The sequence below is a fragment of the Streptomyces sp. NPDC048196 genome, assembly GCF_040652715.1.
GTDB lineage: Bacteria > Actinomycetota > Actinomycetes > Streptomycetales > Streptomycetaceae > Streptomyces > Streptomyces siderophoricus.
In genome coordinates, this window is the sequence record NZ_JBEZMM010000071.1 from 18,609 (window position 1) to 30,761 (window position 12,153).

At 71.3% G+C, this 12,153-nt stretch carries 9 protein-coding genes; 5 read left to right on the forward strand and 4 right to left on the reverse strand.

Features of this window, described 5'->3' with window-relative positions; genetic code table 11:
- Positions 1-15: 15 nt before the first annotated feature.
- A complete protein-coding gene (locus AB0E02_RS36050) occupies positions 16-2,109 on the forward strand; it encodes a protein kinase (protein WP_362147914.1) in 2,094 nt (697 codons plus the stop codon).
- A 220-nt stretch (positions 2,110-2,329) separates the two neighbouring features.
- Positions 2,330-2,803: a carboxymuconolactone decarboxylase family protein gene (locus tag AB0E02_RS36055; RefSeq protein WP_362147917.1), complete on the forward strand. Its 474-nt coding sequence runs from the start codon at positions 2,330-2,332 to the stop codon at positions 2,801-2,803.
- Positions 2,804-2,942: 139 nt separating this feature from the next.
- Here the strand turns inward: AB0E02_RS36055 and AB0E02_RS36060 are convergent, their stop codons facing one another.
- The 3 genes from AB0E02_RS36060 to AB0E02_RS36070 form a co-directional block, all read right to left on the reverse strand.
- The gene (locus tag AB0E02_RS36060) at positions 2,943-3,257 is read right to left on the reverse strand and encodes a hypothetical protein (RefSeq protein ID WP_362147920.1); all 315 of its coding nucleotides are present in this window, start codon (positions 3,255-3,257) and stop codon (positions 2,943-2,945) included.
- Positions 3,258-3,770: 513 nt separating this feature from the next.
- Positions 3,771-7,388 (reverse strand): hypothetical protein, encoded by a 3,618-nt coding sequence (locus AB0E02_RS36065; RefSeq protein WP_362147923.1) that lies wholly within the window; start codon positions 7,386-7,388, stop codon positions 3,771-3,773.
- Positions 7,389-7,601: 213 nt separating this feature from the next.
- The gene (locus AB0E02_RS36070) at positions 7,602-8,018 is read right to left on the reverse strand and encodes a thioesterase family protein (protein ID WP_362147926.1); all 417 of its coding nucleotides are present in this window, start codon (positions 8,016-8,018) and stop codon (positions 7,602-7,604) included.
- A 162-nt stretch (positions 8,019-8,180) separates the two neighbouring features.
- Here AB0E02_RS36070 and AB0E02_RS36075 point away from each other — a divergent pair, with 162 nt between their 5' ends.
- From AB0E02_RS36075 to AB0E02_RS36085, 3 genes are all read left to right on the forward strand, one after another.
- Positions 8,181-9,422: an MFS transporter gene (locus AB0E02_RS36075; protein ID WP_362147929.1), complete on the forward strand. Its 1,242-nt coding sequence runs from the start codon at positions 8,181-8,183 to the stop codon at positions 9,420-9,422.
- Positions 9,423-9,499: 77 nt separating this feature from the next.
- Positions 9,500-10,705, forward strand: coding sequence for a hypothetical protein (locus tag AB0E02_RS36080; protein ID WP_362147943.1), 1,206 nt, complete (start codon positions 9,500-9,502; stop codon positions 10,703-10,705).
- 118 nt (positions 10,706-10,823) lie between these two features.
- Positions 10,824-11,771, forward strand: coding sequence for an alpha/beta hydrolase (locus AB0E02_RS36085; RefSeq protein ID WP_362147932.1), 948 nt, complete (start codon positions 10,824-10,826; stop codon positions 11,769-11,771).
- Between the two features lie 51 nt (positions 11,772-11,822).
- Here the strand turns inward: AB0E02_RS36085 and AB0E02_RS36090 are convergent, their stop codons facing one another.
- Positions 11,823-12,011, reverse strand: a complete 189-nt coding sequence (locus AB0E02_RS36090) for a hypothetical protein (RefSeq protein WP_362147935.1) — start codon at positions 12,009-12,011, stop codon at positions 11,823-11,825.
- Positions 12,012-12,153 lie beyond the last annotated feature (142 nt).

A 12,153-nucleotide genomic window follows, 5' to 3' on the forward strand; every position in this document is an offset into this window, starting at 1 on the left:
TGGAGACGACCGCCTGTGAAACCCCTCGGCCAGGGAGATCCGCTGCGCCTGGGCCCCTACCGCCTCCATGGCGTCCTCGGAGAGGGCGGCATGGGCAAGGTGTACTTCGGAGTGGACGCCTCCGGACGCCCCGCCGCGGTGAAGGTCCTGCTGCCGGAGCTCGCCCATGACGGGCACCTGGCCGACCGCTTCCTCCGGGAGGCGCGGACCGCGCAGGCGGTGACCAGTGAGGGCGTGGCACGCGTACTGGCCGCCGAACTGGAGGGCGGCAGGCCGTGGATCGCCACGGAGTTCCTGGCCGGCCCGACGCTGGACGACGCCGTCGACCGCTTCGGGCCGCTCGACGACTCCGCCGTACGGGAACTGGCGCGGTCCCTGGCCCGCACGCTCCAGGACGTGCACGCCACAGGGCTGGTCCACCGGGACGTGAAGCCCCCCAACGTCGTCCTCACCTCGCGCGGCCCCCGTCTGATCGACTTCGGCATCGCCCGCCCCGAGCACGGCCTGACCCTCACCCGCACCGGACAGATCCCGGTCACCCCCGGCTACGGCGCACCGGAGCAGGTCCTCGGGCGGCGCGTCGGGCCGGCGGCCGACGTCTTCTCCCTCGGCGCCGTCCTCGCCTTCGCCGCGGGCGGCCGGCCGGCCTACACCGGCGCCGAGGTCACCGCCGTCCTGTACGAGGTCGTGCACGGCAGCCCCGACCTGGCGGCCGTTCCCGAGGGCCTGCGGTGTCTGATCACGCCCTGTTTCTCGAAGGACCCGGCGGCACGCCCGCTGCCCACCCAGGTCGCGGAAGCCGCTGCGGCACCGCGCCAGCCCGAACGGCTGTGGAAATCGGGCAGGTTGGGCGACGAGATCCGGCAACGGGAGGCGACGGCACGCCGCCTGACGGCCCGTTCGATCGCGTCCTCCCCCACCTCCGTGGGTGCCGCCGGCGGCGCCTCCGGTCTCCCCCGGCGACGGCTGCTGGCCGCGGCCGTCGGCGGTGGGGCCCTGCTGGCGGCTGGCGGCGGCACGGCCTGGTGGCTCAGCCGGGGTGGCGGTACGGACACCCCGGCCGACCCCTTCGACATCCCGCCGGCCGCCACGGTGCGGGCCGCGCCGCTCGGCTCCGCCGAAGGCACCCCGAAACTGCTGTGGGGGCCCCTTCAGGGCGTGGCCGACGCCGGATCGCCGGCCCCGCTGCCGGTGCGCGATGTGGTGGTGTTCGCGGCCTCCGGCGGCGGCATCGCGGCGCGCCGGGTCACCGACGGCCGGGAACGGTGGCGGGTCGGCGACGCCAAGGCGGACGCCGGATACCTGTCGATCGGCGACCGGCTGGTGGCCACCGCCGACGGCGAGGGGACGCTGCGCACCTGGGTGGCCGCCACCGGGTCCCCCCGGTGGACGGTGGACGCGGCGGTGGGTGCCTTGCTGGCCGCGGACGCCCACGCCGTCTACCTGCTGACCTCCGACGGCCGGCTGCGCTGCGTGGGGACCGACGGGAAAGTGCGGTGGACCCGGCAGCCGCCGCTGCCGCTGTCGGGCGGCCACCCCGCCGCGGCACTGGGCGCCGGCCATCTGGTGCTCTGCACGGAGACGGGGGACGTGGCCGCGGTCCGTGCCGAGGACGGGTCCCGCGCATGGGTCCGCAAGGGCCAGGCCGAAGGACCGCTGCGGCCCGCCATCGACGGGACCACCGTCTATCTCGGCGGCACCAGCCTGGCGGCGGTGGAGGCGGCCGGCGGTCGCGAGCTGTGGGCCCTGAATCCCATGCGACCGCCCAGACAGGGCGTCGCCGGTTGGGGGCCGCCCACCGTGGCCGGCGGAGTGGTCTACGCACTGGACTGCGACGCGCTGCGCGCACTGCACTCCGACGGCAGCCAGGCCGCCGACCCGAGGATGGTCGCCGGCGTCGTCCCTCCGTGGCGGCCACCGGTCGTCCAGGGAAACAGCGTCTGGGTGGTGGAGAGCGACGAGACCGGCGTGACCGGCCTGCCACGCTCCGGCGAGGACCAGCCTCAGACATATGCCCTCGCCGGCGGCGGCTCCCGCTCCATCGCCGCCAATGGGAACCGCCTCTTCGTCCTCAACCGCACTACATTGCTGGCGCTTCAGGTGTTCTGAAGGGCGGTAACGGCCCTGGCGGCGGTCGGCCATGGGACGGCACACCCTCCAGGCGGGCAGACATTTCCTCTGGTCCGCACGTTGATCCCAACGAAAATGCCCCGCCCCGCCCACTCCGTCATGCGACAGGAGACGCGCGTCACATTCCTTCGTGTCACAACGTGCGGGAGCTGTTCCGTCCAAGAGGTGTCATCACTCAACGACGGCACAGGAGTGCACCATGGAAGCTCGGTTGAACCTCTTCACCAGCCCGATCGCGGCCAAGGTCGGGAAGCACATCGTCGCTGCGGGCAAGGTGCTCGCGGACTCGACCCTGCCGGCCGCGACACAGGAACTGGTGAAGCTCCGCGCCAGTCAGATCAATGGCTGCGGTTTCTGCACCGACATGCACACCAAGGAGGCCGCGCACGCCGGCGAGACCGCGACGCGCCTCCACCTGGTCGCGGCCTGGCGGGAGGCGACGGTGTTCACCGACGCCGAGCGCGCCGCCCTGGAGCTGACGGAGCAGGGCACCCGGATCGCCGACGCGGCCGGCGGTGTCACGGAAGAGGCCTGGGCGCAGGCCGCCAAGCACTACGACGAGGAGCAGCTCGCCGCGCTTGTCTGCGCCATCGGCCTGATCAACCTCTTCAACCGCCTGAACGTCATCGTCCAGCAGCCCGCCGGCGACTACCGGCCCGGCCAGTTCGCATAGCATTCGCAGAGCATTGGCAGAGCAAACGCACTCCGCGCCTCGGCGGTCGGTCCGAGGCAGCGGAGTGCGTCGCTGAGAGCAGGTCGACGGCCGGTCCGTCGGGCGAGGGCCCGAGTTGCTGGCCGCCGGAAGGCCCCGGTCAGTATTGGTCGAGCTTGTGCCACGGCGTGATGTCCAGCCGTGCCGCTTCGGAGTCCACCTTCTTGGCGGCCAGGCGGATGTTGAGCGTCGCCGCCTTGCCGGTGTCCGCGCGTGCCCCCGCGATGACGGCACTACGGTCCGACAACACGGCCTTGGCCCACGACTCGGCCGCGTCGGCGAAGTTCTGCGTGTCCGCCGGCGCGCGCTCCGCCAGCTGCACGAGCCGGTCGTGGTCGACCTGCGCGACGCGCTGCACGTTCTCGGTCTCCTGACGTGCGTCGCCCGCTTTGACGGCCGCTGTCTCCTTCGTCATGGCGCCTTGCAAGTCCCTGACGGCATCGGCGATGTCGGCCGATGACTGGTCAACCTCTGTGTCACCTCCACACCCCACCAAGAGCACCGAGCCGAGCCCACAGGCAAGCAGTGCTAACGCTGCCCTCTTCACATTCCCCCCAAAAAACTCACCACGTAGAGTCATTGCGAGGTGACAGCATAGGGGCTGTCCCGCCCGGGGAAGCCGTAAATGGGATCACAAGTCGCCATCGCACCCACCTTTCGCCGCCGCACCGGATGCGCAGGTCACGCGCCCCAACACCCCAGTCACCGAGGGAACTTGCTCTTGTCATAGGACAGGGGAGAGCGAGCCGGAAGGCGAGCAGTTACTCCCGGGCCCGGCCTCTGGCTCTGGCTCTGGCTCTGTCACAGACATCGCCCCGGTCATCGGCCGGACGGGACCGGACCGGCCTGGGGCGAGGGCCGAGGGACGTGATCCCTCGGCCCTCGGCCCTCACACCCACACCACAGTCACGTCTCGGCCATGGCCGGCTCAGTTCTTGACCTGGTTGATGGACATCAGGCCGGTGAAGAACGTGATGGGCACGGTGTCCGTCTTGTTGGTGGTCGTCCCGGTGCTGGTCGAGGACGTCTCGGACGAGCTGAGTCCCGCGCCGAACGAAATCACCTTGTCGAAGCTGGCGTTGATCTGTCCCGACACCACCTTCTCCAGACCCTGCTGCCGGATCTGCTGCTCGCTCAACGTCACCGAGGTGAACTTGACCTCGCGTTGGATCGAGAAGACATAACTGCGTTGCTTGGGATCCAGGCCGGTGAGCGTCAGCTTGCCGACCAGATGTGTGGTGATCAGGATGCCGGGAGGCGTCCCGCGGGTGGATGAATTGCCCGCCATGGCGGAGGAGTAGATCGAGGGGTAGGTCACCCAGTGGGTGGACGAGCCGTCGACCACGATGTCCAGCGGTTTGTCCGGGGCGACCTTGCCGTTGAGGATGACGCTGGGCGCCGCGGGCTCCACATTGTCCCGGCTGAGCACCGGCTTGCCGTCCTGGAAGATCGCGATGGCGAACCTTCCGCGCTCCCAGTCCGCCTCGCTCGGGCCGAAACTGACCGGGGCGAAGCTGAACACGAACGAGCGGTTGTCCGAGCCGATGGGAACGGGCGGCCGTGGGGTGGGACGCGGCGCCGGTGCGGGAGGCTTCGGCGTACCGGAGCCGCCGTCGCCGGTGCCGGGTTGCGTGCCGGGCCCTGTCGGACCCGGGGTGCCGCCCGGGTCGGCAGGCGTTCCGCCGGTGCCTGGGGACGTGGTGCCTCCGGTGCCGGTGCCTCCGCCCGGCACACCACCGCCCGGGGTGCCGGTGCCGCCGCCGGTCGGAGCGCCGGGGCCGGAGCCCGTGCCGGGGGTGCCTGGTCCCGCACCGCCGCCCGTTCCCGTGCCCGGCGTCGGGCCGCTGCCGGGCGTGCCCGGTGTGCCGGGCGTGCCGGGGTTCTTGCCGGCGAGCCCGGCCGCGTTGCTCGCCAGTGAGGTCAGCAGGGCGGCGATCTCCTTCTGCATCGACTCGTCGCGGAAGATGTCGCCCTTGCCCAGGAGTTGGAGGACCGCCGCCATGCCCACGGGATCAGGAGCCTGCGGCGGCTGGACGATGGTGACCGCGGAGGCGGGCAGCCCCGAGGGGGCCGTGGAGACGACCACCTCCCGGCTCGCCGTGGACACCGCAGCGATCTGCGGGGCGCTGTCCGGATCGGGTGACTTCTGCCAGTCCCAGAACCGGGTGTTGTCGATGACCTCCGCGGAGTTGCAGTGGCCGAGTTTGGCCTCGGCGAAGACTCCGCGGGTGGGCAGGCTGACCAACTGCTCGCTGCGGGCCGGCTCCACCTCCGGAAGACGCACGGGCCCCTCGCCCGCCCCGTCGAACAGCGCGGGGTCGAGCGGGAACGCCGTGGAATCCCCGAGCACTTCCAGGGCGCGGTTCTCGACCGCCTGGAACAGCGGGCGCGTGGTGCCCCCGACGGTGAGGCTGCTGCCCGCCAGTTCGGTCCACCGGGCGTTGGGGTCCTCGCCGAGCCGGATCAGCCGGTAGTAGTGCTCGCGGTTCTGCACCAGGTGCCTGCGCAGCCGGATCCGCAGCAGGTTCTCCTCATCGCTGAGCCGCTGGAACGGGGTCGGTGCGGGCGCGGGTTCCGGAGCCTGCCGGGCCGCCAGCGCCCAGGTCGTGGACGGCTTCTGGAACAGCTTGCCGCTGGGCTCGTCGACCAGGAGGTGGGTGTTGCCCGCGGTGTCCACGGCCGTGACGACCAGGTGCTCCACGGCGACGTCGTCATTCCTGCCTTCCGTGTGGGGCGGGACGAGGGTCACCGAAATCGTCCGCAGATCACGCCAGTTGACGCGCTCGTCGGGCCGGGGAGCACCGGCGAGATCGACCACGGCGTGGGTGTGCTGGAAGTCACCGGGATTCTGCAGATGGGTCGGATCGGGGTCCCAGTCGCTGTGCTGCGGACGGATCAGATTGGTGACCTTCTGGCCGCCGTCCGGCGCCCGTTGGGTCAGGGTGACCGTCGTGGGAACCCGGTCCTGGAAGCTGGACAGGTCACCGATGGTGAAGCGGAACTGGAAGAGGATGAACTCCACACTGCCCGGATCGGGCGGCACCGGCACCTCGGGCTGGAGTTCCCGCCAGGCGGCGTACTTCTCCACCGCGTCGAATCCCCCGGCCAGCCGCGGATCGAGCAGCCCGGCCTGCAGCAGGCGGCGGTAGCGGACGATGACCAGCTCGTCGTCGAGGTTCGGGGAGGCCGCGGGCAGCAGGACGGCCGGCCGCACCCTGCCGCGCTCGACGAGGACCCGGAAGTGCCGCAGCACCTCGTAGTAGAGCAGGGTCATCGCGTGCGCGTGGTTGTGGTTGCGTACGGTCCGGGTCTGCGCGGTGGAGCTCTCCGCCTGGCGCGACTGCACGACCACCGTGCTGCGCATGTCACGTACGGAGGTGGAGTGCTGGCGGATCTGGTCGTGCAGGTTCTGCACGGTGTCCGCCGACACGCTCCGGTCGCCCGAAGTCGTGGCGTAGCCGCCGCCGATCGCGGCGGAGCCGCCGAACATGCCCATCGACGCCGCGCCCGCCGCGCCGGTCATCACCGAGCCGCCGCGCTGCCACTCGTTGACGGCGCCCTTGACGACCTCGTCGACGGTCCGGTCACGGGTGAGGGCATGCTCCAGGTCGTCGGTGAGCGCGATGTCCTCCAGCCGGCTGTCCGTCGAGGTGCGCGACCAGTCCACGACGGCGAGTTGCACCTGTTCACCCGGTGCCAGCGGGAGGCTGTAGGTGACCTGCCCGAGCCCGTGACCCACGGGGATCCAGGTCACGTCGTAGCTGATGACCAGGGCGAGGGGCACCGGAAAGCCGGCGAGGGCGCGGGAGCTTGGGGAGACGTCGGAGGGGCCGGGGTGGTCGGAGGGGGCGGAGTGACCGGAGGGGGCGGAGGTTCCGCCGCCCTCCCCGGCCGGGGCCGTGTACTGGGCGCCGAAGTCCAGACTCGCCGTGAGATCCGGGACGGTCACGATCTGGTGCACCTGGTACTGCTGGGTGGCCACATTGGACGGCAGCAGGGTCTCGCAGCCGTCCTGCCCGATGAGTTCGGCCGGTACGTACGCGAAGGAGCCCGGCGAGAGGTACCAGTCGAGGAGCGAGGGCGACTGCATCGCGGGGAAGCCGGTGGCCGAGCCGGTGAAGACACCGTCGCGATCCACGCCGAGCCGCAGGACCAGCGCCTGCGCCCGCTCGTCGGCCTCGGCCAGGACGTCCACCGCGCTCTGCAGCGGACCGCCGAGGTACAGCCACACATGGGCGAGCCGCACCTCGGCGGTGGAGCCGTCGGGCCGCTCCGCCAGTTGCAGCGCCTGCCGCCACAGCGGCGCCAGGTCCCACGAGAGGTACCCGGCGTGGTCACTGCCGAGCAAACCCAACGGAATGCGGGCCGTTCCCCCGGCACGGGCGGCAGCCCCCACCTCACCGCCGGGGCCTTCCTCCAAAACGGTCAGCTGGGCTTCCAGAAATGCCAGCGCCCCGGATACGGGGCCGCCGGTCCTGTTGTCGGAGAGAAACACACAGCAGCGGGCCGGGCCACCGGTGTCGTCGGTCGGAAGTGCGATGTCCATGGTTCCCCCATCGACTTCGCGCCTGAAAAGGGAGCCGCGGCCACAACGGCGGGCGGTCAGGCGATGAGAGGAAGCTAACCCACGGAGGCTCGATCAAATCTCGAACTTCTTGTGGAGTATTCGGACAGGGCGTGCCGGCCGTGACCCGGCTGCGCAGCGGAAAGGCTGAGAACAGGCCAATGCGCGGCGCACCAACTGACGCCCGTCCGGGCGCTATTCCGCTGCTGAGAGGTAGGGCTGGAATGCCTTCCGGATGACGTCGGGCATCTCCTTCTTGCCGCCGGCCACGGCGTCGGTGAACACATGCCGCACTTCACCGTCCGCGATGAGCCGTTCGCCGACCTTGAATCTCGGGGAGACGATCATGCTCGTCGTTCCGAGATGGGTGAGGGGCATCTCGATGTCGAGCACTTCGTCGAAACGTGCCCCCTGGCGATAGCGAATCCGCGCTTCTGCCACCACCAGATCGGCACCCTCCGCGAGCATGGCGGCATAGCCCCCCGCGGCTTCCCGCCACAACTCCGTGACGGCGACGTCGTAATAGAAGAGATAGTGGCCGTTGAACACCACGTTCTGCTGGTCGCACTCGCTGTAGCGCACCCGCAGCCGGTGCGTGAAGAGCTTGGTCATGGGCGAGATCGTAGCCACCTCTCGCACGGACGATCGAGGTGCGGAGTCGCCCCTCTTCGGACCGCCGCCGTTCAGGCAGGCAGCCAGCCGGCTCGGACGGATCCGCCCGCATGCGAGCGGGACTTGACCTTCACACTAATGGGAAGGTTTCAGCATCCCCTCATGCGAAGCACAAAGCTACCCACTGATACCGCCACACCCTCAGCGCTCGCTCCTGACGAGTCATCAACTACGCGCGATGGTCTGCCGATCGGCGCGCTGCTCGCGCTGGCCATCGCGGTGTTCCTCACCAGTCTCACCGAGACCCTGCCTGCCGGGCTGCTGCCCGCGATGAGCGCCGGCCTGCACACGAGCGAGTCGGCGACCGGCCAGACGGTGACCATCTACGCGCTCGGCACGGTGCTCACGGCGATCCCACTGTCCACCGCCACCGCCGGCTGGCGCCGCAAGCGCCTGTTGCTGACGGCCATGGCCGGTTTCGCCGTCGCCAACACCGTTACCGCGTGGTCGGCGAACTACCCGCTGACCCTCGTCGCCCGGTTCGTCGCCGGCGTGGCCGCCGGGCTGGCCTGGGCCCTGCTGGCCGGTTACGCACGCCGGATGGTCGCCCCTCACCAGGAGGGCCGGGCCATCGCGATCGCCATGGCGGGCATTCCCGTCGCACTGTCCCTGGGTGTCCCGGCCGGCACCTTCCTGGGCCAGGTGGTCTCCTGGCAGGCTGCCTTCCTCGCCATGACCGCCCTGACCTTGGTGTTGCTGGTCTGGATCGTCGTCGCCGTGCCCGACTACCCGGGCCAGAGGACCGGCGGCAAGCTCCCCATGCGCCGGACCCTGCGCGTCCCGGGTGTGGCCCCGGTGCTGTTCGTCACCCTCGTCTTCGTTCTGGCGCACACCATCCTCTACGCCTATATCGCCACCTTCCTCCACCACATCGGCCTCGGCGGCCGGACCGACGCGGTTCTGCTGGTCTTCGGCATCGCCTCGTTGGCCGGCATCTGGATCGTCGGCACCCTCATCCACGGCCACTTGCGCACCTTGACCCTCGCCAGCGCCGTGCTGGTCGGCGTCGCCGCCGCGGTCCTGGGCGCGTTCTCCGGCAGCCACGCGCTGGTGTACGTCGCCGCCGCTCTGTGGGGCCTGGGCTGGGGCGGCGTTCCCACCCTGTTGCAGACCGCCGCAGGCCAAGCCGGTGGCGGGGCGGCCGATGCCGCCCAGGCCATGCTGGTGACCCTGTGGAACGCGGCGATGGCCGCCGGCGGCATCATCGGCGGCCTCCTCCTACAGGCCGTCGGAGCCGACGCCTTCCCCTGGACCGTCCTGGCCCTCCTCGTCCCGGTCCTCGTCGTCGTACTGACCGCCCGGGCACATGGCTTCCCGGCCCGGCCCAACGGCGCACGGCCGTGATCCGCGTGTGATCAACCCCCCGTAATCTCCACTTGAACTGGGGATTCGCAGGATGCATGACCAAGACGGGGGAACACATGACATATCGGCGCGCGGCGATACCGGCACTGGTCGGCGCGGTGGTGCTCACGGCGCTTCTGTGGTGGGCGGGGACGAGCGCGCATGCGCTGCACCTGCCGGGCGCCACCAACGTCATCGGTGGCCCGGCCCCCGCCGAGTTGGAGCACTGGCTCGCCCCCTGGTCGTACGACCTCCCGTCCTCGGCCCAGCTCGGCGGCGAGCCGTCCGGCGGGGTCGGGGACTCAGCCCCGATCGACGCGGCCCGCTACCTCTCGCTGTACACCACCGCACTGCAGATCCGGTTCGGCACGGTCTTCGCCTTCTTCCTGCTCGGGGCGCTGCTCCTGGTCCGCAGGCTGCCGCCGGTGGGCGGCCGCGGCCGGACGGCGGCCGCGCTGCTCGCGATCTGGGCGTGGGGTGTGGTGGCCGGGACCCTGGCGGTGACCGTCTCGGCACCGTGGATGCTTGCCGCAGGAGGGCACGGCAGTTTCCGCTTCCTGCCCCATCTGGCGAGCGTGATCGGCTCCGGGCGGCAGATCCTGGTGGTGACCGCGCTGGTCGCGGCGGTGGCGACCGTGCTCGCCGCGCGGGCCACCGCCAACGGAGACGATCCGCGGCCGCCGGTGGAAGTCCCGGCGCGGGCCGCCCGCCTGGCCGCCACCGCCGGGACCGCGGTGATCGCCCTGTCCCTGGTGGTCCTCTCGTACCAGTCGGTCGCCGCCGCCCTCCAGACGATCTCCCCGAGCTACGGACTGTTCTCCGAAGCGGGCGACCTCCTGCGTCAGTGGCTGCTGCTCGGTGCCTGGACCGGCCCGGCAGGCACGCCCCTCGGTGACTGGCTCCTGTATCGCGCCGCCGATGTGCTGCTGCTCGCCGTGGTGTGGTGGGCCCTGCGGCGGCTGCCCGGACTGCTCACCCGCGTCACCGTCCCGGCGATGGCGGTCGGCGCGGTGTGCGCGACCGTGCTCGGCCTGCTGGCGAGCCAGCTGCTGCGGATGGCGACGGACGGGACCGGTCTGCGCTGGGGGCTGCTGCACCTGGCCACCGGCCTCGGTGACGGCGTCCCGGCCGCACTCACCTTCGGCCTGGTGGCGGGAGTCGTGGCTGCCGTGACGCTACGGCTGGCCGGGGGCCGTACGAAGACCGCCGACGCCACGGCCTCCGCCCAGGATCCCGGCCAGAAACCGGGCCAGGAGCCCGGCCAGGACCTCGCCGACGCCTAGACCACAGGTCTGGACCGCAGCACCGTACGGCCGTGCAGATACGAGGGAACTTTCGCGGGGGCGGCCGCCTCCTGGCGGGTGTAAGCGGCTTCTCGCACCCGGCGAAGGGATTTCCCACATGATCAGCAGCGACCGCCCCCTGCCCACACTCGAAGGGGCCGAGCACCGATGGGTGACGGTCCGTGGGGCACGACTGCACATCGCCGGGTTCGGCAGCGGCGAGCCCGTGGTGCTGCTGCACGGCTTCCCGCAGCACTGGTACGCGTGGCGCGCGCTCGTCCCGTTGCTCGCCGACGATCACCGGCTGATCTGCGTCGATCTGCGCGGCTTCGGCTGGTCGGAGCAGACCAGGCGCGGTTACGACACGGACGGACTCGGCGACGACGTACTCGCGCTGCTCGACGAGCTGAACCTCGACCGGGTGACGCTGGTCGGGCACAACTGGGGTGCCGGGGTGGGCTTCCGGCTCTGCCAGCGGGCCCCGGGGCGGTTCCGCGCCTTCCTGGCGCTGAACATGGCGCACCCGTGGACGCGTCACCGTGACGTCCTGCCGAATCTGTGGCGGATGTGGTTCACCGCCTTCCTTGAGTACCCGGTGGCCGGACGGCTGGTCCTTCGGCACTGGCCGGCCTTCACCCGGTACCTGCTGCGGCGCGCGGTCGCCGACCCGCGAGCCTGGCAGGACGCGGACCTCACGGAGTTCACGGCGGCGGCACAGACCTCGGCGCACGCCTGGCAGGCGATGTTCTGGCAGTACGTCGTACGGGACATTCCGGCGGGCTTCCGGGGCACCCACCGTCGCCAGCGGCTGACCGTCCCGACGTTCGTGCTGGTCGGCGAGCACGACCCGGTGATCCCGCCGGCCCTGCTGCGCGGTGAGCCCCACGCGGACGACCTGACCGTCAGGATCGTGCCGGGCGCCGGACACCATCTGCACGAGGAGCGGCCGATGCTGGTGGCCGAGGCCCTGCGGGAGCTCATCGCCAACGCGAGAGGACGGACCGGCTCGGAGGGCAAGGGCAGAGGGGAGACGCAGATGACCGGCCCAGGTGACATCGCTCCGTAACAGCGTCAGTTGACCGTCCGGCCGTCCCCGACGCCAGTACCTGCTGAGAGGTCAGCGCAGGGCGGCGCGGTGCTCCACCGCGCGGAAGAAGGCTCGTGTGCGGCGCTTCCCGAGCAGGCTGCGGTAGACGCGCTGCACCGGGCCCAGGGCGGCTGGACGCGCCGCCCCGCACACGGCGAGCCGCGTCCCGGCGCCGTCCGGCTCGGCGGCGATGCCCATCGTCACCAGGCGGGACTGCATCAGGCACCATCCGGTGCTCAGCCGCACGTCGAAGGGGCCGCGGGGGGGGCGGGGGGGCCAGGCCCCCGGCGCGGGGGGGTGGTGGTGTACGGGGGGGGGCGGCGAAAAAACCGCACAAGAGGATCAAATTAGGGAGCGGGCC

Bases quoted from the DNA above. Each gene is read 5' to 3' on its own strand.
- AB0E02_RS36065 (WP_362147923.1), bottom strand. From the start codon at position 7,388: ATGGACATCGCACTTCCGACCGACGACACCGGTGGCCCGGCCCGCTGC.
- AB0E02_RS36090 (WP_362147935.1), bottom strand. From the start codon at position 12,011: ATGCAGTCCCGCCTGGTGACGATGGGCATCGCCGCCGAGCCGGACGGC.
- AB0E02_RS36085 (WP_362147932.1), top strand. From the start codon at position 10,824: ATGATCAGCAGCGACCGCCCCCTGCCCACACTCGAAGGGGCCGAGCAC.
- AB0E02_RS36070 (WP_362147926.1), bottom strand. From the start codon at position 8,018: ATGACCAAGCTCTTCACGCACCGGCTGCGGGTGCGCTACAGCGAGTGC.
- AB0E02_RS36080 (WP_362147943.1), top strand. From the start codon at position 9,500: ATGACATATCGGCGCGCGGCGATACCGGCACTGGTCGGCGCGGTGGTG.
- AB0E02_RS36060 (WP_362147920.1), bottom strand. From the start codon at position 3,257: ATGACGAAGGAGACAGCGGCCGTCAAAGCGGGCGACGCACGTCAGGAG.
- AB0E02_RS36055 (WP_362147917.1), top strand. From the start codon at position 2,330: ATGGAAGCTCGGTTGAACCTCTTCACCAGCCCGATCGCGGCCAAGGTC.
- AB0E02_RS36075 (WP_362147929.1), top strand. From the start codon at position 8,181: ATGCGAAGCACAAAGCTACCCACTGATACCGCCACACCCTCAGCGCTC.